The sequence below is a fragment of the Aquimarina celericrescens genome (assembly GCF_042682765.1).
Taxonomy (GTDB): Bacteria; Bacteroidota; Bacteroidia; order Flavobacteriales; family Flavobacteriaceae; genus Aquimarina; species Aquimarina celericrescens.
Genome location: NZ_JBHUHY010000002.1, coordinates 431,859 through 455,872, shown reverse-complemented (window position 1 = coordinate 455,872; position 24,014 = coordinate 431,859). Strand labels below are relative to the sequence as shown.

General features: G+C 33.9%; 24 protein-coding genes and 1 pseudogene. 15 read left to right on the top strand and 10 right to left on the bottom strand.

Going from position 1 to position 24,014, the window contains the following annotated elements:
- Positions 1 to 70 precede the first annotated feature (70 nt).
- From ACFSJT_RS02065 to ACFSJT_RS02050, 4 genes and pseudogenes are all read left to right on the top strand, one after another.
- Entirely contained in the window at positions 71 to 1,498 is a 1,428-nt protein-coding gene (locus ACFSJT_RS02065; RefSeq protein WP_378318538.1) for an ATP-dependent DNA helicase, read from the top strand.
- 157 nt (positions 1,499 to 1,655) lie between these two features.
- A pseudogene (gene kdsB, locus ACFSJT_RS02060) lies at positions 1,656 to 2,360 on the top strand (3-deoxy-manno-octulosonate cytidylyltransferase); the annotation flags it as partial.
- Between the two features lie 33 nt (positions 2,361 to 2,393).
- A complete protein-coding gene (locus ACFSJT_RS02055) occupies positions 2,394 to 3,503 on the top strand; it encodes an iron-containing alcohol dehydrogenase family protein (RefSeq protein ID WP_378318890.1) in 1,110 nt (369 codons plus the stop codon).
- Positions 3,504 to 3,538: 35 nt separating this feature from the next.
- Entirely contained in the window at positions 3,539 to 4,093 is a 555-nt protein-coding gene (locus tag ACFSJT_RS02050; RefSeq protein WP_378318537.1) for a 1-acyl-sn-glycerol-3-phosphate acyltransferase, read from the top strand.
- Here the strand turns inward: ACFSJT_RS02050 and ACFSJT_RS02045 are convergent.
- The 7 genes from ACFSJT_RS02045 to rlmH form a co-directional block, all read right to left on the bottom strand.
- The gene (locus ACFSJT_RS02045) at positions 4,090 to 4,587 is read right to left on the bottom strand and encodes a hypothetical protein (RefSeq protein WP_378318536.1); all 498 of its coding nucleotides are present in this window, start codon (positions 4,585 to 4,587) and stop codon (positions 4,090 to 4,092) included. The genes ACFSJT_RS02050 and ACFSJT_RS02045 overlap by 4 nt on opposite strands.
- 103 nt (positions 4,588 to 4,690) lie before the next feature.
- Positions 4,691 to 5,416, bottom strand: coding sequence for a YebC/PmpR family DNA-binding transcriptional regulator (locus tag ACFSJT_RS02040; RefSeq protein ID WP_378318535.1), 726 nt, complete (start codon positions 5,414 to 5,416; stop codon positions 4,691 to 4,693).
- A gap of 58 nt (positions 5,417 to 5,474) precedes the next feature.
- A complete protein-coding gene (locus ACFSJT_RS02035; RefSeq protein ID WP_378318534.1) occupies positions 5,475 to 5,762 on the bottom strand; it encodes a 4a-hydroxytetrahydrobiopterin dehydratase in 288 nt (95 codons plus the stop codon).
- Positions 5,763 to 5,788: 26 nt separating this feature from the next.
- Complete coding sequence (locus tag ACFSJT_RS02030) at positions 5,789 to 6,721, bottom strand: septum formation inhibitor Maf (RefSeq protein WP_378318533.1); 933 nt, start codon at positions 6,719 to 6,721, stop codon at positions 5,789 to 5,791.
- A 43-nt stretch (positions 6,722 to 6,764) separates the two neighbouring features.
- Entirely contained in the window at positions 6,765 to 7,352 is a 588-nt protein-coding gene (locus tag ACFSJT_RS02025; RefSeq protein ID WP_378318532.1) for a Maf-like protein, read from the bottom strand.
- 3 nt (positions 7,353 to 7,355) lie between these two features.
- Positions 7,356 to 8,249, bottom strand: a complete 894-nt coding sequence (locus ACFSJT_RS02020; RefSeq protein ID WP_378318531.1) for a geranylgeranylglycerol-phosphate geranylgeranyltransferase — start codon at positions 8,247 to 8,249, stop codon at positions 7,356 to 7,358.
- 85 nt (positions 8,250 to 8,334) lie between these two features.
- A complete protein-coding gene (rlmH, locus tag ACFSJT_RS02015; RefSeq protein ID WP_378318530.1) occupies positions 8,335 to 8,808 on the bottom strand; it encodes a 23S rRNA (pseudouridine(1915)-N(3))-methyltransferase RlmH in 474 nt (157 codons plus the stop codon).
- Positions 8,809 to 8,949: 141 nt separating this feature from the next.
- Between rlmH and nadC the strand changes: the two genes are divergently transcribed.
- The 6 genes from nadC (at position 8,950) to priA (ending at position 15,147) form a co-directional block, all read left to right on the top strand.
- Positions 8,950 to 9,807, top strand: a complete 858-nt coding sequence (gene nadC / locus ACFSJT_RS02010; protein ID WP_378318529.1) for a carboxylating nicotinate-nucleotide diphosphorylase — start codon at positions 8,950 to 8,952, stop codon at positions 9,805 to 9,807.
- Positions 9,808 to 9,811: 4 nt separating this feature from the next.
- Entirely contained in the window at positions 9,812 to 10,735 is a 924-nt protein-coding gene (locus tag ACFSJT_RS02005; protein ID WP_378318528.1) for a YihY/virulence factor BrkB family protein, read from the top strand.
- 26 nt (positions 10,736 to 10,761) lie between these two features.
- On the top strand, positions 10,762 to 11,325 hold the full coding sequence (locus ACFSJT_RS02000; protein ID WP_378318527.1) for a chalcone isomerase family protein: 564 nt from the start codon (positions 10,762 to 10,764) through the stop codon (positions 11,323 to 11,325).
- Positions 11,326 to 11,468: 143 nt separating this feature from the next.
- Positions 11,469 to 12,032 carry a chalcone isomerase family protein gene (locus tag ACFSJT_RS01995; protein WP_378318526.1) on the top strand — a complete coding sequence of 188 codons (564 nt, stop codon included), beginning with the start codon at positions 11,469 to 11,471 and terminating at the stop codon, positions 12,030 to 12,032.
- A gap of 107 nt (positions 12,033 to 12,139) precedes the next feature.
- The gene (locus ACFSJT_RS01990) at positions 12,140 to 12,574 is read left to right on the top strand and encodes a DUF2147 domain-containing protein (RefSeq protein ID WP_378318525.1); all 435 of its coding nucleotides are present in this window, start codon (positions 12,140 to 12,142) and stop codon (positions 12,572 to 12,574) included.
- Between the two features lie 122 nt (positions 12,575 to 12,696).
- Positions 12,697 to 15,147, top strand: a complete 2,451-nt coding sequence (gene priA, locus ACFSJT_RS01985; RefSeq protein WP_378318524.1) for a replication restart helicase PriA — start codon at positions 12,697 to 12,699, stop codon at positions 15,145 to 15,147.
- Here priA and ACFSJT_RS01980 read toward each other — a convergent pair.
- Positions 15,144 to 15,851, bottom strand: coding sequence for a LytR/AlgR family response regulator transcription factor (locus ACFSJT_RS01980; protein ID WP_378318523.1), 708 nt, complete (start codon positions 15,849 to 15,851; stop codon positions 15,144 to 15,146). The two genes, priA and ACFSJT_RS01980, sit on opposite strands and share 4 nt — an antisense overlap.
- Before the next feature lie 377 nt (positions 15,852 to 16,228).
- Between ACFSJT_RS01980 and rpsF the strand changes: the two genes are divergently transcribed.
- The 4 genes from rpsF (at position 16,229) to ACFSJT_RS01960 (ending at position 20,676) form a co-directional block, all read left to right on the top strand.
- Positions 16,229 to 16,567 (top strand): 30S ribosomal protein S6, encoded by a 339-nt coding sequence (rpsF, locus tag ACFSJT_RS01975; protein WP_378318522.1) that lies wholly within the window; start codon positions 16,229 to 16,231, stop codon positions 16,565 to 16,567.
- Positions 16,567 to 16,866: a 30S ribosomal protein S18 gene (rpsR, locus tag ACFSJT_RS01970; protein WP_201918229.1), complete on the top strand. Its 300-nt coding sequence runs from the start codon at positions 16,567 to 16,569 to the stop codon at positions 16,864 to 16,866. The genes rpsF and rpsR overlap by 1 nt, the downstream gene beginning before the upstream one ends.
- 16 nt (positions 16,867 to 16,882) lie before the next feature.
- Complete coding sequence (gene rplI, locus ACFSJT_RS01965; RefSeq protein ID WP_378318521.1) at positions 16,883 to 17,335, top strand: 50S ribosomal protein L9; 453 nt, start codon at positions 16,883 to 16,885, stop codon at positions 17,333 to 17,335.
- A gap of 116 nt (positions 17,336 to 17,451) precedes the next feature.
- Complete coding sequence (locus ACFSJT_RS01960) at positions 17,452 to 20,676, top strand: TonB-dependent receptor (RefSeq protein ID WP_378318520.1); 3,225 nt, start codon at positions 17,452 to 17,454, stop codon at positions 20,674 to 20,676.
- Positions 20,677 to 20,751: 75 nt separating this feature from the next.
- On the opposite strand, the gene ACFSJT_RS01955 is transcribed toward ACFSJT_RS01960, so the two are convergent.
- Positions 20,752 to 22,056: a M20/M25/M40 family metallo-hydrolase gene (locus tag ACFSJT_RS01955; protein WP_378318519.1), complete on the bottom strand. Its 1,305-nt coding sequence runs from the start codon at positions 22,054 to 22,056 to the stop codon at positions 20,752 to 20,754.
- Between the two features lie 206 nt (positions 22,057 to 22,262).
- Between ACFSJT_RS01955 and ACFSJT_RS01950 the strand changes: the two genes are divergently transcribed.
- Positions 22,263 to 22,730, top strand: a complete 468-nt coding sequence (locus ACFSJT_RS01950; RefSeq protein ID WP_378318518.1) for a DUF6495 family protein — start codon at positions 22,263 to 22,265, stop codon at positions 22,728 to 22,730.
- A 32-nt stretch (positions 22,731 to 22,762) separates the two neighbouring features.
- On the opposite strand, the gene ACFSJT_RS01945 is transcribed toward ACFSJT_RS01950, so the two are convergent.
- Entirely contained in the window at positions 22,763 to 23,998 is a 1,236-nt protein-coding gene (locus ACFSJT_RS01945; RefSeq protein ID WP_378318517.1) for an ABC transporter permease, read from the bottom strand.
- Positions 23,999 to 24,014 lie beyond the last annotated feature (16 nt).

The window sequence follows — 24,014 nt, the reverse complement described above, 5'->3', positions numbered from 1 at the left end:
GTTTATTGCCAAAAAATCATTCCTATCTTTGATTTATTAACTAAGTATCAATACAACATCAAAGAATTTAATGAAGGAAAATGAATTTTACGAATTATTGAAAGAAGATTTTCCTTTTGAACCCACACTCAAACAAGATATTGTTCTTCAAAAATTATCACATTTTGTTCTTAATGGAACAAAGGATTCTCTTTTTTTATTGAAGGGATATGCAGGTACAGGAAAAACCACCTTAGTTGGTACCCTGGTAAAAAATTTATGGAAGGCTAAACTAAGTGCAATACTTCTTGCCCCCACAGGAAGAGCTGCCAAAGTGATTAGTAATTACTCTGGCAAGCAAGCACAAACCATTCATAGAAATATCTATTATCCCAAAAAAGATAAAACTGGAGGTTTGGCTTTTCAATTAAAGCAAAATAAGTCCCGAAATACTATTTTTATTATAGATGAAGCATCAATGATTCCTGATACACCCAGTGATAGTAAACTATTTGAAAATGGATCTTTGCTTGATGATTTGATGATGTATGTGTATTCTGGTCATAATTGTAAAATACTTTTTATTGGTGATACCGCACAACTACCACCAGTTAAACTTGAGGTAAGTCCGGCTTTAAACCCTGATAATTTATCGATGGGGTTTAATAAAGATGTAACACAGATAGAATTAGACGAAGTCGTAAGACAAGCCGAGAATAGTGGGATTTTAATGAATGCAACACGCTTGCGAGAGTCGCTAAATGATGGTTTTTATGATTCTTTTCAATTTGAAATATCGGGATACCCAGATATTGTAAGATTTTTAGATGGACATGAAATCATAGAAGCTTTGAATGATGCATATTCTAGTTCTGGCCACGAGGAATCCGTTATTATTTTGCGTTCTAATAAAAGAGCAAACGTTTATAATCAACAAATAAGATCCAGAATCCTTTTTCAAGAAGAAGAACTTTCTGCCGGAGATTATTTAATGGTGGTAAAGAATAATTATTTTTGGCTTGATAGCAAAAGTGAAGCAGGGTTTATTGCAAATGGAGACATCGTAAAAGTTCTTGAAATATATTCGATAAAAGAGCTGTACGATTTTAGATTTGCCGAGGTAAAAGTGAGTATGGTAGATTATCCAAATCAAAAACCTTTTGAAACAGTTTTGTTGTTGAATACATTAACATCAGAGACTCCTTCACTATCATATGAAGAATCAAACAAACTGTATCAAGAAGTAATGAAGGATTTTACAGATGAAAAATCAAAGTATAAAAAATTTTTAAAGGTGAAGAACAACAAATATTTTAATAGCTTACAGGTTAAGTTTTCTTATGCGATTACCTGTCATAAATCACAGGGAGGGCAATGGGATAAGGTTTTTATAGAACAACCATATTTACCCGAAGGGATTAACAGAGATTATCTACGCTGGTTATATACTGCAGTAACAAGAGCTAAAAAAAAACTGTATCTAATAGGATTTAAGAATGATTTTTTCGTGGAAAACTAGTATTTTAAATGATTCACGTATCGATATTTAAGATATATTTAGAGACTTGTATGAAACTAAAATCTTATGTTGGCAGGATAATTGATTTAAAAAAGTTATTTTTGCAAATCCAGAAAAGCAACAAACATTGAACAAAAATACTCTAAAAATCATCGCAATGATACCTGCGAGATATGCAGCAACGCGATTTCCAGGAAAACTAATGCAAGACCTTGGTGGTAAGACCGTTATAAGACGTACTTATGAAGCCACGATCAATTCGGGACTTTTTGATGCTGTATATGTAGTTACAGATAGTGATATAATTTATCAGGAGATAAGTGATCACGGCGGAAAAGCAATTATGAGTAAGAAAGAGCATAGTTGTGGTAGTGACAGAATAGCAGAAGCTGTAGAAAATATGGATGTTGACATTGTTGTTAACGTGCAGGGAGATGAGCCCTTTACAGATCGCCAAAGTTTAGAAAAAGTTCTTGAAGTATTTTATGAAGATGATTCTGATCGTATTGATTTGGCAAGCCTTATGACCCCAATTAGTGATTGGGATGATATAATGAACCCAAATAGTGTTAAAGTCATTGTTGACGAAAATAATTATGCTTTATACTTTTCTCGCGCACCGATTCCCTATCCAAGAGATAAAGAATTAGACTACACGTACCATAAACATAAGGGTGTTTATGCTTTTAGAAAACAAGCTATTTTAGACTTTTACAATCTCCCCATGCGTTCATTAGAAGCTTCAGAAAAAATTGAATGTATTCGATATCTAGAGTATGGTAAAAATATTAAAATGGTAGAAACACAACACCAAGGTGTTGAAATTGATACCCCGGAAGATTTAGAAAGAGCAAAGAAAATAATTAACAAAGAGGATATTATAAGCACGAAATTTATGGCTACCACTTCCGAAGTATATACCTCTAATCATAGAAACTTTCCTATGGTTCCAAAGGTAGTATTTGGAAGAGGATCATTTAATCAAGTAGGAGAGATTATTTCATGTGAGCGCAAAGGAATCGCACCATTTATTTATTTGATAGATAGCGTTTTTGAGAAAAATATCACTTTTATTGAGGACAGAATACCGTTATCATCTACTGATGAAATAATTTATGTATCAACTGCAGAAGAACCAAAAACTTCTCAGGTAGATGAGATCGTTGCTAAAATAAAAAAGGACTATCAGTACACACCAAGTGGTATTATTGGGATAGGTGGAGGATCAATATTAGATTTGTCAAAAGCTGTTTCGATTATGTTGACCAATCCCGGGAGTGCTTCGGAATATCAAGGTTGGGATTTGGTTAAAAATAAGGCGGTATTTCATGTTGGCGTACCCACTATTTCTGGAACTGGAGCCGAAGTGTCTAGAACAACCGTACTTACCGGACCTGAACGTAAGTTAGGTATTAATTCAGATTTTACTCCATTTGATCAGGTTATTTTGGATCCCGAATTAATTAAGGATGTACCTAAAGATCAGTGGTTTTATACAGGGATGGATTGTTATATTCATTGTGTAGAATCTCTTCATGGAACCTATTTGAATGCATTTAGCCAGAGCTATGGAGAAAAGGCATTGGATCTTTGCAAAGAAATTTTTGTAAGTAATTCACTTAGTAAAGAAGAAGCTGATGCCAAATTAATGATGGCCTCTTGGCATGGAGGAATGAGTATTGCTTATTCTCAGGTAGGTGTCGCTCATGCAATGAGCTATGGTTTGGCTTATGTTTTAGGTACAAAGCATGGAATAGGAAATTGTATTGTTTTTGATAAATTAGGAAAGTATTATCCAGAAGGCGTTGCTGTGTTCAAAAAAATGAAAGAAATACATGGTATCAGTTTACCCGTTGGAGTTTGTGCCGATGTAACCGAGGATCAGCTGAATATTATGACTAGCGTTGCACTAAGCTTGGAGCCCTTGTGGGAAAATGCCCTTGGAACAGACTGGAAATCAAAGGTGAATGCGGATACCCTAAAAGAAATTTACCGCTCTTTATAAATAAATTTATCTGATCTCGTAATTTATTTTTCTTTATGAAACGTTTTTCTTCCTTTTTATATCACAAAATTTTAGGTTGGAAGATAATAGGGGATTTTAGTGCAGCAACGGTTAAAAAATGTGTAGTCGTTGTAGTACCCCATACTAGCTGGCACGATTTCTACATTGGTTTACTTATTAGACAGTTGGTCGGTCTTAAAATTAGTTTTTTAGGAAAAAAAGAACTTTTTAAATGGCCAATAGGATGGTATCTTAAAAAGGTAGGAGGAATCCCGTTAGACAGAACTCCTGGGCAAAATAAGGTCGAAGCTATAGCAGAAATTTTTCAAAAAAGAGATGAACTACGTTTGGCAATTGCCCCAGAAGGTACTAGAAAAAGAGTAAAAGAATGGAAAACTGGGTTTTATCATATTGCCAAAGCAGCAAAAGTTCCTATAATCATGGTGACATTTGATTTTGGAAGAAAACAGAATGTAATTTCAAAGCCTTTTTACCCAACAGACAATATTGAAGAAGATTTGAACTATATGTACAGTTTTTTTAAAGGCGTTAAAGGGAAAATTCCCAAATATAGCTTCGATGTAGACTAAAATTTTTGAGTTTTCTTTTCTTTAATTTCTTCTTTCTTTTCTTCAGTATTTCTTCTGCCAAATAGTAAAGCTGTACTGGAAAAAGTTGTACCAAAATTTTTCGCAGCATAATAAACCTGAGACATTGCGCTTTCCACTTGTTCACTTGAAAGTTCCTTTAAAGGATGAATATAAACAGACCAAAGAATTCCGTTAGAAATGCCATATTTTACATCTAATGCAGAATGAAAATTTGCAGTCATCGAATCTAATAACAAGTCTTTATCAAGATTAGCCGATTCTGTAATCGGTGAAATAATTCTCATTCTATTATTTTGCTCATCGGTAACGCAAAGCATTGGGATTTTTTTATAAATAAATTTCCAGTTACCCATAACCCCGCCAATAGTATCTGCCTTTTGGTTAATGATCTCTTGAAGCGAATTGTTGGTCATGTTTTGAGCATGTGCGAAATATACTATAAAAAGGAGTAATAATATGAGTAGTTTTTTCATGCTTTGTGTTTTACAAGTAGTCGGCCAAATTTATAAAACATAACAATAAAAAAGAGTTTAGCCATGCTAAACTCTTTGCATAATATAATTAGGTGAATATTATTCATTCTTCAGAAGAAGATTCTTCCATGGTATGATATACATTTTGCACATCATCATCCTCTTCTATCTTTTCTAATAACTTTTCTACATCTGCCGCCTGTTCTGGTGTTAATTTTTTAGTAACCTGTGGGATTCGCTCAAAGCCAGAAGATAGAATTTCAATCTCGCGGCTTTCAAGTTCTTTTTGAATGGCTCCAAAATTTTCAAAGGGAGCATAAATTAGTATTCCATCATCGTCTTGAAATACCTCTTCAGCACCAAAATCGATAAATTCTAATTCCAATTCTTCAGGATCAACCCCTTCACTATTAATCCTAAAATTACAAGTATGGTCAAACATGAATTCAACAGAGCCAGAGGTTCCTAAGTTTCCGTCACATTTATTAAAATAAGATCGAATGTTAGCTACTGTCCTGTTATTGTTATCAGTGGCTGTTTCTACCAAAATAGCAATACCGTGTGGCGCATATCCTTCAAAAAGTACTTCTTTATAATCTCCCTGAGATTTATCGGAAGCCCTTTTAATTGCTCTTTCAATATTGTCCTTGGGCATATTTACAGACTTGGCATTCTGTATAACTGCTCTAAGACGAGAGTTAGAATCTGGATCAGGACCGCCTTCTTTTACGGCCATAACAATATCTTTTCCTATCCTTGTAAATGCCTTGGCCATTGCAGACCAACGTTTCATTTTACGCGCTTTTCTAAATTCGAAAGCTCTTCCCATATGTTAATTTTATAATCTAAATACAAACATAAGTAGAAACCAAGTTTTTGACAAATGTTTATTCTCCTTCTATGATATCTTCTATGGTTTTGGCAAGTTTAAAATCTTTGTCGGTTATACCGCCAGCATCATGGGTAGAAAGACTTATTTGTAATTTATTAAAGACATTAGACCAATCGGGATGATGTTGTTGTAATTCTGCTTCAAAAGCGATACGAGTCATCACAGAGAAAGCATCTTTAAAATCATTAAATTCGAAGGTGGTATGAATTGCATTATTCTCGTATTCCCAACCATCAATAGCTGTTAATCTCTCCTTAATTTCTGAATCTGTTAGTTTTTTCATGTTTTTAATTTTGTTTTTTGGCGTGATTATAAGCCCAGTTCATTACGCATCACTTCATCTTCATTACTGTTTTTACCCCAATAGGCAGATTTAATGCGTTTGATTTTTGTTGCTTTAGTAATCATTTCTTTGGCGTTGGATCCAAAACCACTGGTAAAGCTTTCTGTCCAACTTTCAATTTCGTAAGGGAAAGAGCTGTTAAATGCGATACTAATGTTTCTACTAAGTTCAGGATATTCGATTGAGTAAATATTAGTTTCTCCATCATTTTTTATAGAAGCTTTTGCTGTATAGGCTTTAATTTCCTTATGTTTTAACCTGCAATACTCAAAAGATGGGATCACTTTAATATCACCCAAAGGTAAATCATCGGGATTGATTCTAATTTTTGTCCATAGTTCATTTTCAAGGATGGCTTTGTTCAAAGAAAATTCTTGATCAGCTTCATTTTGAAAGTAAGAATGTGACATAATGTCGAATTGTTGTCGATTGTTTAATTGTGCATATATATGTCCACACCATTCTTGAATTGAACTTGATACTTTTATAGCATGTCGATTGTCTGAGACAGGATAGAAGGTACTTTGCATAATAGAATATGGATAGATACCAGTGTTGAATTTTTTGGTTGCATTGAGTTTCAGAACCGGAATATTGTTCGGATTGCGGTTATCAGCCTTTACTTGCTCATTGGGTAGAAAATCTTCAGTTACATAAATGAGTGTAGCAGTTCCCTTTCGTATTTCGCCGTACCGAGCTTGTTCTAATTGAAAGGAGGTGATTTCAGCATTACCGGCATACCAATATTTTTTAAAATCTTCTGAAAGACTTTTTGTAAGCGGTTTACTATCTTCTTCTAATTTTTCTTTTTCTTTATTCGATTCATCAGCTTTGGCATTACTACATGCGATAACTACCAGAAAACTTAGAATCCCGAATAATATGGCTAACTTTTTCATAGCTTTATTTTTGATTTCTCTTTCTGTGCAAATTACAATAAAGCTATGATTTGGCAAGTGTTGTTAACGTTTCATAAACAAGGTGAGTAGGGAGTCCCATTACATTAAAATAACTTCCTTCTATAGATGAAATTCCAATAAAACCGATCCATTCCTGGATACCATACGCACCGGCTTTATCTAAGGGTTGATATGTATTCACGTAGTACTCAATTTCTTCTTTAGTAAGTTCTTTAAAAGTAACTTTTGTAGTATCATAAATTACTTTGATTTGATTTGTAGTTTTAAAACAAACAGAGGTAATAACCTTGTGTGTGTCATTAGACAAAGAAGCAATCATATCTTTGGCCTCGTCAAGAGTTTTTGGTTTACCAAGCGCTCTGTTTTTATGCCATACAATGGTATCACTTGTTATTAAAATATCGTTTGGTTTTAAATCTGTAAACACTGTTGCCTTAAGTTCTGCTAAGTAATTAGAAATCTCCTCTTTTTCAAGATGATCTGGATATATTTCTTGGACTTCTCTAACATCAATAGTAAAATCTAAATCTAAATCATTAAAAAACTTTTGCCTCCTGGGAGAACCTGATGCAAGTATTATAGTGTAATCTTTTAAGAGATCTTTCAGCATGATTTATGTTAAAATAAATTGATAAAACAACAATGATAAAGAGGCGACAATGAGGATGATTTTTAAGAGTAGTTTCAATATAGCTATATGTTTGTTTGATTCCAGAGTAAAACTTCTTATCATGAAATAAATAAGAGGAGCAACCAACAATACCAATACAAAAACGACGGCCTGGGTATTAGCGAATAAATAGGAGTAAATATAATAAACAACCGATGCAATCGGAATTAAGGCTGCTATCCCTATTAATTTTATAGTTCGTTCTTTACCTAAAACTATTGGGACCGTTCTTAACCCGAGATTATGATCCCTATCAATCTTTAAGCAGTCTTTAACTATTTCTCTTAGTGTAATTATTGTAAATGCAAATACTGAATAATCTAAAATAATAGAAAATATGACGGTTTGAGATTCTCTGTTCTTTTCGGTAATAGCAGGAAGTAAGTCAAAGACTCCAACAACGATCAAGCTTAATGCGGCTAATAACCCAATCACCAAATTTTTGACGAATACTATTTCTTTTAGATATGAAGCATACATATAAAAGATACCCGAAACTAAGATGAATAACGCTGCAAAACCAGGTCTTCCAATAATATTGGCCAAATAAAATCCAATGAGAACACCAATTGCATTAAGGAGAATAAACAATCGATTTGCAGATTTCTCGTTAATATTCTTGTAAAGTAAATTTTTGTCTTCGTTGTCATAAATTGCTATGATAATGTTTCCTGCTGCAGCAATAGAAATAGTGGCAATAACGAGTAAAGCTATTCCAAAATTACTTAGTGTAATTGCAACTCCGAAAGGTTCAAAAAGACCATACTTTATGCAAAGTTGTGCAAAGGCAATTATTAGTAGATTATCTAATTTTATGAGTTTGAGAAATGGTGGCATGAATATTGGTTAATGAGTGGGCAAATGTAATAATTAATCTAATCTTTCAATAGGGGTTTTTGATACTTCAATAGGAAGAAATGTTTTAGCGATGATGATAAGGCTCATTTTTTAATATGGTGAACGCCCTATACAATTGTTCTATAAAAAACAGACGTATCATCTGATGGGAAAATGTCATCTTTGATAAGGACAATTTACTATTCGCACGACTGCAGACTTCTGGGCTGAAGCCATAGGGGCCTCCAATGACAAAGGTAAGTTGTTTGATCCCACTATTCATGTGTTTTTGCAAAAGACTAGAAAAACCCACAGAATCATATTGTTTTCCGTTTTCATCTAAGAGAATTAAAATATCAGAATTTTCAACTTTTTTCAAAATTAATTTTCCCTCTTTTTCTTTTTGTTGCGATTCGCTAAGGTTTTTTGCCTTTTTAATATCAGGAATAACGTCAAAACTGAATTTAACATAGAATCCTAACCTATTGATATAGCTGATGATAAGATCTTCCAGCTGTTTATTATCTGTTTTGCCTATTGCCAGTAATTTGATGTTCATATTAAGTAAAAGTTACGATAATTATACCTTTAAAATTGGGTAGATAATGCAGTAATAATATAGAGTAAGTAGCAATACCTTATGTTTCCGACTTCGTACTTCCGACTTCTTTTTTTACATTAGCAAAAATAACTATTCAATATGATTAGCAAAGCCCAATTTGATAAAGAAATTGATTTGATCATTGCCAACGCGATTAGAGAAGATGTTGGCGACGGCGATCATAGCTCGTTGGCATGTATTCCAGAATCTGCAACAGGAAAAGCAAAACTTTTAGTAAAGGATGAAGGAATTTTGGCAGGTGTAGCATTTGCTAAGAAAGTATTTAATTATGTTGATCCCAAGATGATTCTGGAGGTGAAGATCAACGATGGGGCTCCTGTTAAATATGGAGATGTTGCTTTCTATATATCAGGTAGTTCACAATCCATTTTAAAAGCAGAAAGACTAGTGCTCAATGCCATGCAACGAATGAGTGCTATTGCCACCAAAACGAATCATTTTGTAAAGCTGCTGGAGGGTACCGGAACAAAAATTCTGGATACTCGAAAAACTACTCCGGGAATAAGAGCTTTAGAAAAATGGGCTGTAAAAATAGGGGGAGGAGAAAACCACAGATTTGCCCTGTATGATATGGTTATGTTAAAGGATAATCACATAGATTTTGCCGGAGGAATAACAAAAGCCATAGAAAAAACTACAAAGTATCTTTCCGACAAAGGGCTTGATCTCAAGATTATCGTAGAGGCTCGTAATCTTGAAGAAATAAAAGAAATACTTAAAACTTCTAGCGTTTATCGAATATTAATTGATAATTTTAATTATGAAGATACCAGAAAAGCCGTAGCACTTATTGGAGATACCTGTCTTACCGAATCCAGTGGAGGAATTAACGAAAAAACGTTACGAAAATATGCAGAATGTGGAGTAGATTATATTAGTAGCGGAGCTTTGACGCATTCTGTTTATAACCTGGATCTAAGTTTGAAAGCGGTATGATAATATGACAAAACCTATTGAAGATAAGCTTGCTAAAATACCAGTAATCAATATTTTGGTTAAACTAGGAAAAAAAGCTATTCTTCCTGGTTTGGAAGGGCTATCACTGTATGATCTGGTAGAGATTTATGTCATAGGAATTATAAAAGGTACTTTTTCTGCAAGGGCAAGTGCAATATCCTGGAGCTTTTTTCTTTCCATTTTCCCTTTTTTACTATTTCTGTTAAATTTGATTCCATATGTGCCTATCGATGATTTTGAAAAAAACTTTTTTGAGTTTATAAATGAGGCACTACCTAAGCAAACTTCGGTTTTTTTTTCTGGTATATTCGAAGACATTGCATCCAATCCAAGAGGGGGTCTTTTATCAACAGTTTTTGTACTTTCAATCTTATTCATGACCAATGGTATTAATGCTGTTTTTTCAGGTTTTGGATACTCATATCATATAAGTCTGAATAGAAATTTTGTCAGGCAGTATGTAGTCGCCTTAGGAGTCTCGTTAATCGTGGCATCGTTGTTGCTAATTACTGTCATAGGAACTCTATATTTCACATATTTGGTAAATAACTTAAATGAAATGGGAATGGTAGACGATACTGTTTTTTGGTTAACCATTGGAAGATATTCATTATTCGTCTTCATGATATTTGTGATCATTGCAACATTGTTTTATTTTGGCACTTCAGAGGGAAAACAAAATAAGTTCTTTTCACCAGGTGCATTAATGACCACCTTGTTGATTATTGTAACGACTTATTTATTTGGAATCTATATTGATAATTTCTCGAATTATAATAAATTATATGGCTCTATAGGGGCTGTTTTGATATTGATGCTTTATATCTGGCTTAATGCGAACTTATTATTGTTAGGCTTCGAATTGAACGCATCATTAAATCAATTAAGGAAAAATTTTGACACATAATTTAAACAATTAATTACTATTTAAAAATGAAAAAACTAAGCGTATTATTTTTTGTTCTAATTTCTTCAATGTCTGTTCAAGCTCAAATAGAAGTAGGTGATGCAGTGTTACCTAAAACAGTACAGTTTAATGGAGAAACTCTTACTATTAATGGATATGGATTAAGAGAAAAAATTTTTATAGATATTTATGCAGGAGGATTATACCTTAAACAAAAAAGTAATAATGCAAGTGCCATATCAAAGGCAGATGAGACTATGGCGATTAAACTTCATATCGTATCAGGATTAATGTCAAGAAGTAAAATGGCTGGTGCTTTACGAACTGGATTTGAAAAATCTACTAATGGTAACTTACAACCTTATAAAGAAAGAATAGAGAAATTTATAAGTTTTATAAAAGATGAAATTGAAGTTGATCAGGTATATGATATTGTATACGAAAAAGGAAAAGGAAGCGTCATTTATAAGGATGGTAAAGAGAAAGGATATATAACCGGATTAGATTTTAAAGAAGCTCTTTTTGGTATTTGGCTAGGTGACAAACCTGCAGATAAGGGTCTTAAAAAAGAAATGTTGGGTTATTATTAATCCAAAAGATATAATTGTATTTTTGTATTAACAAGGTAAACAGATCTCATTTTGTTATGCGTGCATAATATTTTTAATATTTTGTTCGACTATAAAGCAATATAATTTTTACAATAACTTACCCCGAATAAACCTTATTTATAATGAAGAAAATTACATTCGTAGTAGTAGCTATAATTTCATTCACTGCTGCTACTGCACAAATTAGAGTTGGCAAAGCTATTTTACCTTATGAAGAGAATTTTGCGGGTACTGATTTAAAATTGAATGGAGCTGGAATGAGAGAGATGCTCTGGATTGATCTATATGCAGGAGGACTTTATCTTTCTAAAAAGAGTAAAGATCCAAAAGTAATATTGGATGCTAACGAAACCATGGCAATAAAATTAAATATTGTTTCAGGTTTTGTGACTCAAAAGAAAATGATAAAGGCGGTAAGAGATGGATTTACCAAAGCCACTTTTGGTAACACGAAGCCTTTGGATGAACGAATTAATAAGTTTATAAAATTTTTCTCAGAGCCCATTGTGAAAAATGATATTTTTGATATCGTGTACATCAAAGATAAAGGAGTAAAGGCCTTTAAGAACGGTAAAGAGTTGGGTACAATTGAGGGTCGTGATTTTAAATATGCACTCTTCAAAATTTGGCTAGGAGATGAGCCAGCTAGTGAAGGAATAAAAAATGGAATGTTAGGATTACAATAATCCTTATAATTTCAAAAATAAGAATAATAAAGTAAAGCTATCTGAAGTTTACCAGATAGCTTTTTTACCTAAGGACTTATATTTACTTTATAAACACAAATTACTTTATGGCTATGATTTTTTTTAGAATACTTTTTATTACATTATTGATAATATCTGGAAGTGTAAATGCGCAACAAGAGATCCTTGGTAAATGGAAAACAGTAGATGACAATACGGGAGAACCCAGATCTATAGTAGAAATATATAAAAAGGGAGAGAAAGTATACGGAAAAATTGAACGTATATTGAAAGAATCTGAAAGAGGGAAACGCTGTATAGAATGTGAAGGGGATAATTACAATGAACCTATCGAGGGTATGGTAATTATAAAAGAGTTAGAAAAAGATGGTGAGGAGTATGAGGATGGAACCATTCTTGACCCAGAAAACGGAAAAGTTTATCGTTGCAAAATATGGGTTGATAAAGAAAATCCAAGGATATTGAATGTTCGAGGATACATAGCTTTTCTCTACAGAACACAGAAGTGGATTAGGATATAAATAAAAATTCGGTTAGTAATCTGTTTGAGTTTTTATTGTTCAAATTACATCACTTTCTTTGGACTAAACTTGTATTTTTGTTCAAGAAAACTTAACTATTCTACTTCTTATTTATAGAAATAATGCCATACTTTATAGATGTTATCCTTCCTATACCACTCGATAAAGAGTTTACTTATGGCATTAACAAAAATGAAGCTGCTTATCTTCAACCAGGGATGAGAGTGGCGGTTCAGTTCGGTAAAAGCAAAGTGTATACCGCTCTGGTTGCAAAAGTCCATCAAAATCCACCATTAGTTTACGAAGCAAAAGAAATAGAGCATATTCTTGATGAGACTCCAATTATAACCAGTGAACAACTAAAGCTTTGGTCATGGATTGCCCAATATTACATGTGCACAAAAGGAGAGGTTATGCGTGCGGCATTACCCAGTGCCTTTCTATTAGAAAGCGAAACAATAATCCTTAAAAATGATCAAACAGTAATAGATGAGTCTATTTTGAAGGATGATGAATTTTTGATTTATGAAGCGCTTCAACATCAGAGTTTACTTCGTATACAGGAAGTAATGAATATCGTGAGCAAGAAAAATGTGCTTCCCGTTATAAAAAGATTGATAGATAAAGAGGTTATCGTTGTGCAGGAAGAAATTTATGAACAGTATAAACCTAAGATTGTTAGGTATATTAAGCTGCATCAAGATTTTTATAAAGAAGAAGCTTTACGGTCTCTTTTAGACACAATGACACGAGCTCCAAAACAACGTGAAGTTTTAATGCAATTATTCACCTTACAAGCTACGACGGTAAAGCCTATAAAAGTTGAAGAGCTAACAAAACAATCCAATAGCTCTTCTGCAGTAATAAGAACATTAATAGATAAGGGAATCTTACTTGAATATTTTGTGCAAACAGATAGGATAAATTTTGAAGGAGAAAAGAACGCTATCAAAGAACTCAATAAGTATCAAAATAAAGCATTTGATGAAATAAATGACTCATTTTCTGAAAAAGAAGTTTGTTTATTACATGGAGTCACTTCTTCAGGAAAAACCGAAATCTATGTTCAGCTCATTGAAAAAACGATTCAAAATGGAAGGCAAGTCTTGTATTTACTTCCGGAAATAGCACTGACTACACAACTCATTTCTCGATTACAAGAGTACTTCGGAGAAAAGCTTACTGTATACCATTCAAAATACTCTGTCAATGAAAGAGTAGAGGCTTGGAACAATGTAAAGAATAGAAAAGCCAAAGCGCAGATAGTAATTGGTGCCAGATCTGCAATATTTCTTCCTTTTGTAGATCTAGGATTAATTATAGTAGACGAAGAACATGAGAGCACGTTTAAACAATATGATCCTGCACCCAGGTATCACGCAAGAGATACGGCTATAGTATTGGCCGGTTTGTTTTCTGCAAAGGTGCTATTAGGATCAGCAACACCCTCAATTGAAACATATTATAATGCCAAACAAGGAAAGTATGGATTGGTTGAGCTCATGCGTAGATTTGGAGATGTCTTGATGCCCGAAATTAACTTAGTAGATATAAAAACTAAGTACAAGAAGAAGCAAATGACTGGCCATTTTAGTGATACTTTACTAGAAAGTATTCAGGATTCGCTTAAAGAAGGTGAGCAAATCATTCTTTTTCAAAATAGAAGGGGATACTCTCCGGTAGTCGAATGCAATACTTGCGGTCATTCCCCGCAATGCCCTAACTGTGATGTTAGTTTAACATATCATAGCTTTAGAAATCAATTAAGGTGTCACTATTGTGGACATCATATCGCAATGCTTCAACAGTGTATGGCTTGTCATAGCACAGAAATATCTACAAAAGGTTTTGGTACTGAGCAGATAGAAAATGAATTACAGAAGTTATTACCAGATCACATCGTAGGTAGAATGGATCAAGATACCACTCGTGGAAAGCATGGATATGAAAAGATAATCAGTAGATTTGAAAACGGAGAAATTGATGTTCTTGTAGGTACCCAGATGCTTTCAAAAGGGTTAGATTTCAGAAATGTGAGTCTAGTGGGAATAATGAATGCGGATAATCTTCTTAATTTCCCTGATTTCAGGGCACATGAAAGAAGTTTTCAGTTAATGCAACAGGTCTCAGGAAGGGCCGGTAGAACTAAAAAACAAGGGAAAGTGCTCATACAAACCTATAATCCGTTTCATCAAATTCTTCAACAAGTATCTGTTAATGATTATGGCGGTATGTATAAGGACCAAATTGAAGAAAGACAGCAGTATAAATATCCTCCTTTCTATAGAATCATAAAAATAACGGCCAAACATAAAGATTATAACAAGGTGAATGATGCAATGAATTGGTTGGCGAAATCTCTAATAAATGTTTTTAAGGATAATGTGTTGGGGCCAGAATTTCCACCTATTTCTAGAATAAGAAATCAATATCATAAAAACGTTCTGATAAAAATCCCACAAGGACAATCATTAATAAAAACAAAAGAAGTGATTCATAAGATTAATAACTCTTTTAAAAGTATAAAAGAATTTTCAGGTGTTAGAATAATAATAAACGTAGACAATTACTAGCTGTTTAAAGCCTCTATTAAGGAGTGTTTCTTATGCCTGCTTAGAGGTATTTTTTCGTCAGCAATTTCTATATTACGACTATTATAACGCTCTACTTTATCAAGATTAACAATGTAAGACTTATGTATTCTTAAAAAACGATCACTTGGTAATTGTGCTTCAAAAGATTTCATTGTGGCCAAGACTACAATAGGGTCTCCTTCTTCCATAATTAATTTCACATAATCACCAAGGGCTTCTACATATTTTAACTGACTTAAGAAAATTTTTCGTTTTTTGAGGTTGCTTTTCACGAATATGTAGTCATCATCTTCTACAGTGGCACCTTCAGTACCTAAACGAGACATACTTAACGCCTTTTCAACTGCGGCATTAAAACGATCTTTTTTAAGTGGTTTTCTCAAATAATCGATTGCATCATAATCAAATGCCTTAAAAGCATATTTCGTTTTTCCGGTTACAAAGATTATGTGAGGTTTGTTTTCCAGATCATCCAGAAGATCAAAACCTGTAAGTATAGGCATTTCAATATCTAAGAATAATAAATCCACCTTAGTATCCAATAAGCCATTTTTAGTCTCAATAGCATTGTTCCATTCAGCCACCAATTCTAGCGAAGGATGTTCATCTATGAGCTTAACTATAGCCAGTCTTTGAAGGCGGGAATCGTCTACTACCGCACATTTTAATTGAGGTTGTTCCACTTGTTTAGTGTTATATATTCTATTTACAATATTAATGAATATATATTATTCCAACAAACAATTCTGGTTTTTTATCGATAAAAATAGTGTTTCATCGAGGTGATTAGTATAGTTATTAGTAATTTTTAATGAATTATGAAGTTGTAAAACAGTTTTTTGCTGGTAGTCAGTGTTTTAGAATTCCCAGTATTACTTTGGAATTTCGATTTTTTCTTTCTATTGAGTAGCAAAGTACTTAAAAATGAGTGCTATTTGCTACTGGGTTAAACGCATAAATTGTAATAATAATAGGTTTTTTGAATGTCTTGAGAATGGGGTTTGAAAATCAAAAAAATAGTCTTACTTTTGCACCCAATTTTAATTTAAACATAGATTTTATGAATCATTATGAAACTGTTTTCATCTTGAATCCCGTTTTATCTGATGACCAGATAAAGGAAACAGTTAAGAAATACGAAGACCTTCTTGTTTCTAACGGTGCCAAGATGATATCTAAAGAGGATTGGGGGCTTAAAAAGCTTGCTTATGCAATCCAGCACAAAAAAAGTGGTTTTTATCACTTATTTGAGTTCCAGGCGCCTGGTGAGGGGATCAACCCAGTAGAAGTAGAGTTTAGAAGAGATGAGCGTGTAATGCGATATCTTACTGTTCGCCTTGACAAGCATGCGATTGCTTGGGCAGAAAAAAGAAGAAATAGAAACAAACAAAAAGCTTAATTATGTCATCTATAGAACAACAAGCTAAAGGAAAAAAAGACGGAGAGATCAGATATCTTACTCCTCTTAATATAGATACAACAAAAAATAAGAAGTATTGTCGTTTCAAAAAATCTGGTATTAAGTATATAGATTACAAGGATCCTGATTTTTTAATGGCATTCGTGAATGAGCAAGGTAAATTATTACCACGTCGTTTAACAGGAACTTCACTGAAATATCAGCGTAAAGTTAGTGTTGCTGTAAAAAGAGCAAGACACTTAGCTTTAATGCCTTACGTTGGTGATTTATTAAAATAAAATACGTCATAACATTATGGAACTTATATTAAGAAAAGACGTTGAGAATCTAGGATTCGCAGACGATGTAGTAGAAGTGAAAAATGGTTATGGTCGTAACTATTTAATCCCTCAGGGATTTGCTGTATTGGCGACTCCTTCTGCAAAGAAAGTACTAGCTGAAACATTGAAGCAGCGTTCTTTTAAAGAAAAGAAAGATATAGAAGACGCGCAAAAGATTGCAAAAAAGCTTGGTGGTCTTGACATCAAGATTTCTGCAAAAGTAGGAACAGGAGATAAATTGTTTGGTTCCGTTTCTAACGCTGATGTTGCAGAAGCTTTTGCTAAAGAAGGTATTGAGATAGAAAAGAAATTTATATCTGTACCTGGTGGAACAATCAAACGTTTAGGTCAGTATGAAGCTTCAGTTCGTCTTCATAGAGAAGTTATTGCTCCTGTTACTTTTGAGATAGTAGCTCAAGGAAAATAAATATAATATTTACAGTTAATAACTGTTTATAACATTAAAAAAAATCGCTCATTCGAGCGATTTTTTTGTTTTAATTTTATATCAAATAGACACACAAATTATCAAACATCATTTTTATGAAAAAACTCATATTGTTATCATTTTTGATATTAGGAGGATTAATGACTTATGCACAGGTTACAACTTCAAATATTTCGGGAGTTGTATATGATAGTGCCAATCAATTGTTACCAGGTGCTAATGTAACTGCTATACACACTCCAACAGGTACTTCTTATGGCGGAGTAACAAATTTTGATGGTCGCTTCGATCTTATTAACCTTAGAGTTGGGGGGCCTTATAGAGTTACAATAAGTTATATAGGATTCAAAAAACAACTTATTGATGATGTCTTCCTTCAGTTAGGGCAAACTTTTAATTTGGATGTTGTATTAATTGAAGATGATAATCAATTAGACGAAGTAGTCATAACATCAAACAAGAGTACTACATTTAGTAGCGCAAGAACAGGTGCCGAAACAAGCATTGGAAATAGAGAATTAAAAGCGCTTCCCACAATAACACGTTCTGCGGCTGATTTTTACAGATTAGAACCTACTGCATCTAGCAATGGTTCTTTTGGTGGTAGAAATGACCAGTTTAATAATTTTAGTTTAGATGGTTCTATATTCAACAACCCCTTTGGTCTTGATGCGGCAACTCCTGGAGGACAAACCAATGCACAGCCCATATCTCTTGATGCGATTGACCAAATCCAGGTGTCTACGGCGCCTTATGATGTCACACAGGCCGGATTTACAGGAGCGTCTGTTAATGCGGTAACAAAAAGTGGTACAAATACATGGAAAGGAACTGTATATGGCTTTTATCGTAACCAAGATATGACCGGTGATAAAGTAGGGGATGATGATATTATTGTTCCTGATCTTACTCAAGCTCAATACGGTATTAGTATTGGCGGACCAATAATAAAGAATAAACTTTTCGTCTTTGCTAACTTCGAAAAAGATGATCGTGAAGACTTAGGTTCAAACTTTCTAGCTGCGCGACCTGGTTTAACAGGAGCCAATGTATCCAGAGTTACTGCAGAAGATTTAGATTTTGTGTCAGAACAACTCAGGGCATTAGGGTATGATCCAGGGCCATATGAAGGATATACGCATGATACAGAATCTACCAAAGGAATTCTTAAACTAGACTGGAATATCAATGACAAGCACCGTATGGCCTTGATATATAATTTTTTAGATGCATCAAGAGATTTACCGGCGAATCCAGAGGCTATTGGGCGAAGAGGTCCCGATTTAACTACGTTGCAATTCCGAAATTCTGGATATCGAATCAATAATAAAATTAATTCATTTTTGGTAGAATTAAATTCAAATTTCACAGGGAATATCTCTAATAAGTTTCAGGCAGGATATACGTTTTTTGACGATAGTAGAGATCCGTTTTCTGCTCCTGCTCCTCCGATCAACATTGCACAGGATGGTGTAAGATATATCGTAGCAGGACATGAGCCTTTCTCTATAAATAATCGTTTAGAACAGAAAGTTTACCAAGTTACAAATAACTTAAATATTGTTACCGGTAACCATACTATTACTCTTGGAGGTTCTTTTGAGAAATTCGAATTTGATAATTCATTTAATTTAGGAGTTTACACTTTTTTTAACAACAATGGGCAAGGAGTGGGTACATTTGCGGCAGATTTCTTTGGTGTTAGAATAGATCCATCCAATCCTCCACCAGATCCGAGTCTTTTAAGCTTCGAAGAAGCTATTAATAATGGTCTTATTGCAGATGCATTAACCAATGCCCAAAACGTATTTGATTCTAATAATGTGGCTGATAACTGGGCATTAGCAGAAACCAATGTAGGCCAGTTGGCCTTCTATGCTCAGGATAAATGGAAAATGAACGATAAACTCACCGTGACTTATGGACTTAGAATCGATCAGCCATTATATTTTGATACAAAGGATAAAATAGCCGAAAATATAGAAAGAGGCGCAGGAGGAACGTTTCCAGATGGTAATTACCAACCAGAAATTACTTATTTTGATGAAAATGGTAATCCTACACAACTCAATAGTTTGGATTTGCCTACAAGAAGATTGTTGGTATCTCCAAGATTGGGGTTTAATTATGATGTAAATGGAGACAAAACCTTTCAAATCAGAGGAGGGACAGGAATTTTTACAGGACGCTTACCATTTGTATGGATAGGAAATCAGGTGGCAAATCCTAATTTCTTTTTCTACACTACATCGGCACCTAATTTTAGATTTCCCCAGGTATGGAGAAATAGTTTAGGTATTGATTATAAATTTGAAAATGGAATTGTGGCTTCTACAGACTTAATATATACTGAGGATGTTAATGCACAGATGGTTAGAAATTATGGTTTGGGGACACCTACAGGTGTTCTTAATGGGGTAGATAATAGAGCAATTTACGAGCCATCAGACAGAGCTCTTAATGAATTTGGAGGTCCTACAAATGCATATGTGTTCACAAATACCAACATAGGATATTCTTTTAACTGGTCTTTCAAATTGCAAAAGAATTTTAGTAACGGATTATTTGCCAGTATTGCTTATAATTATTTAGAGGCTGAAGATGCTAGTTCCTTAGATGCAGAAATCTCTAGTGATGCATTTGATAGAAACCCTGCATTGGGTAATGTAAATCAAGCAGTGAGTACTACGGCAAGATATGGTGATAAGCATAGAATTGTTGGTCAGATTAATAAGTCGTTTAGTTATGGTAAAAATAAAGAATGGAGAACGTCTCTAGGAGCTTTTTATGAATATGCTCAAGGAGGACGATTTTCTTATACTTATGGAGGAGATATTAATAGGGATGGTTCACCACTAAACGATTTAATCTATATTCCTACCCAAGATGATTTAGCTACGTATAGCTTTAGCGGAACAGTAGCTGAACAAAGTGAGCAGAGAGCTGCTCTCGAGGCTTTTATCCAACAGGATGAATATCTAAGCGACAGAAGAGGGAGTTATGCCGAAAAATATGCGATTTTAAGTCCGTGGAGAGGACGTTGGGATGTAAAGTTATTACAGGATTATGATTTCCAGGTAGGCGACCGAACAAATACGATTCAATTAAGTATAGATATTCTAAACTTTGGTAATCTATTAAACTCTGATTGGGGAGTAATTGAGATTCCGGTTAATGATCAGCCTATTGGCGTTTCTGTAGATGCCGCTGGCACACCAACCTATACTTTCGATACTTCTCAGGATAAAACTTTTGCCAATGATTTTAGTTTAGATTCCAGATGGCAAGCTCAAGTTGGATTACGATATATATTTAATTAGCTTATTTAAAAAAATATCTGGAAAAAGAGGTTCCATATCAGAGCCTCTTTTTCTAGATCTGCTCAATCCGGCTTATTAATTAATCAATCTATAAATCAATATGGCAGTGCGTTTGGTTAGTGCTTCAAAAGTAGTGAGATCTAACGATTCGTTAGGAGTATGTGCTCCTTTTCCCATAGTCCCTAGTCCATCTAAACAATCAACATAGTCTGCTACAAAAGACGTATCTGCAGCACCACGTTTTCCTGGATCAAAGGCTTCAACTTCTCCTTGGCCAAGATCAAGACTCACTTCGTTTAAGAGAGTCAATAATTTTAGGTTTCCCTCTGTAGGTTGCATGGCGGGATAGCTGTCCTTAAAACTTATTTCTGCAGTAGTATGTGGTAGATTTTCTTCGACAATTTTACGCATTTTTGATCGGGCATTTTCTTTTTGTTCTTCAGAAATAAATCGTAAACCACCCTTTACTATTACAGTTTGCGATACTACATTGCTTTTTCCAAAGGCCTCACCTTTACTTAATTCTTTATTAAACTTAACATCGGTTCCACCCAGAATTACTCCTGGATTAAAGGTTAAAAACTCTTCTCCTTTAACATCAGTATAAAAAGCATTAAGTATTCTTGAAGCTTCAAAAATGGCTCCAGCTCCTACATTTTCACTAAAAACACCCGAAGAATGTGCTCTTTTACCGCTTACTTGTAGTTCCCAACCTGAAGATCCCCTGCGGGCAACTGTCGCATAGTTGAACCCGGTAGACGTTTCAAACCCTAGAGCGATATCACTATTTTTTGCAGCATCGATAAGATCTTTTCTGCTTAAAGCTAACGGTTTTCCTGTACTTTCTTCATCTCCCGTAAATGCAACAATGATTTGTGCATCATCTAAAAGCTTATTTTCATATAATGCTTTTAAAGCAAACAAGACAATAACATCGCCACCTTTCATATCATTAGCCCCTGGGCCATACGCAATATCTCCTTCTTTTTTAAAGGTTTGAAAAGGACTGTCTTTTTCGAAAACGGTATCCAGGTGTCCAATAAGAAGTATTTTTTTCCCTTTGCTTCCTTTGTTTTCGGCAAAAAAATGACCGGCTCTATTGACTTCAGTAGGCATATCTATCCATCGAGTATCAAAATTGATTGCATCAAACTGTTCTTTAAAGATCATTCCGACTTCCTTAACACCAGCATGATTCATAGTACCGCTGTTAATATTTACTACTTTTTCTAGAAATTTTATGGCATCTTGATGATTGCTTTCTATCGTTTTGACGATATTTTTCTCTTTTTTGGATAATTTTTGTGCGGTTGCAGTAACGGTATTTCCAAATATAAAAAGGATGCTAAGTGCTAATAGGGGTATTTGTATTAATTTCATGTGAAGTTTTAATTTGATTGAATATAAATATACTCACTTTCACGATTCTATCTTATAAAAGTAATTAGATATTTTTATAAAAGGTAGAGACATTATTTTTAAATTAATTTTTATTCTGAAATTGAGGTTAAAAATAAAATTTTTCTCATAGTAAATTTAAGTGGTAATTGGTATTATAATTACTTTTGCAGTCAATTTTTACAGAGATGAAATATCAAAGACTAAGCAGAGAGCAGTTAGAAGAATTACATGTAGAATTTATCAATTTTTTGGCTTCTCAATCGATTACCGCAGACGAATGGAATGGAATTAAGGAAAATAAACCCCAGGTTGCAGAGGAAGAGATAGACATTTTTAGTGATTTGGTGTGGGAAAAAGTGTTAACCAATGCACAGTATCTGGAACATTTTTCTAAAGATCAAATTCATTTATTCGAGCTTAATGAGGATAAAATGAATCTCATCGCAGTAAAAGTTAATAATGAAACTATCGATATTACTACTGCAGAGGGGTATGATTGGTTACGAAATAATTTATTGAATGACGATGTAGTTTTTTATAATGCCTCCAAAGAATATAGTGATGATAGAAATCTGGATAAATTTAAACTCATACAACAAGGTGCAAATGTTACCAAAGGTGAGTTGTATCGTTACTTTGAGAAAATGATTTAAAAAAGGGAGTCAATAAGACAACTTTTTTAAAATTACTCATACCTCAAAGATTCTATAGGGTCTTGTCTTGCTGCTTTTACTGCAGGATAGAGACCGGATACAACTGCCGTTAGAAAAGAAGTCAATACAGCGGCAAAAATTGCTAACCAGGGGACGCTAAATTCAAAATTTGAAATTGAAGCAGCAAGAGCACCGACAGCAATTCCAAGAATTATACCTATAATACCCCCAAATTGACCAATGATAACAGTTTCCAAAAAGAATTGTCCTGATATCGTATGTCTTTTCGCTCCAAGAGCTTTTCTTACACCTATTTCTCGGGTACGTTCAGTAACCGAAACAAGCATTATATTCATAAGAGCTATAGAAGATCCAAAAATTGTAATGATACTTATAATCCAGGCAGCATAGTAGAGATATGAGGTTATACTGGATATACGATTTAAAAGATCATCGCTACGTTCTAGTCCAAAATTATTCTCTTCAACAGGGTTTAATCGCCTGATATTTCTAAACGTTATTATAGCTTCATCTTGGGCTCCCTCCAGAAACTGTTTATCATCAACTTTTACACTAATACTGTAATTTATATTAGGCAATGTAAAAATGGACCTTGCTATTTGTAATGGGATTAGAACTTTTAAATCTTGATTGTCCCTAAAGGTAGCTCCTTTGCTTTCGAGTATGCCAATTACCTTAAACTTTACCCCTCTAATACTAATCGTTTTTCCTATTGGATCAGTGTTTTTGAAAATGTTCTTTTTGAAATCAGACCCTAGGAGACATACGGGGTTGTTATTTTCGATATCGAAAAAAGTAAAATTTCTTCCTTTGTCAATCTCAGTTCCGGTATTCTCAAGATAATTTTCATTGACTCCGATTACCGAGGCTTCAGGATCAGTTTTTTCGTTTTCATATTTTACTTCGGCGTTACGTGTACCTGTAAAAAAAATAGAGGTTTTTGAAAAAGGATATTGAAACCGGTCGTTAAATTCTTTTACATTTCGATAGCTTATTACCGGATTTACTTTCTCCCGTTCTTTATTTCTTCTGGTAGTAAATTCATAGCGCTGGATATTAAAAGTATTCGCTCCCATGGATGCAAAATCTCCTGTTATTGTCTTTTCCAATGCTCCTAAAAATGTAAGTATGCTCACCAATGCAGTGATACCAATCGCAATAATTAATACGGTAAGGACAGTACGTAAAACCTGTCCTTTAATAGAATCCAATGCGATACGAATATTCTCTCTAAAAAGTGAAAACATAATAGATGGTATTAAC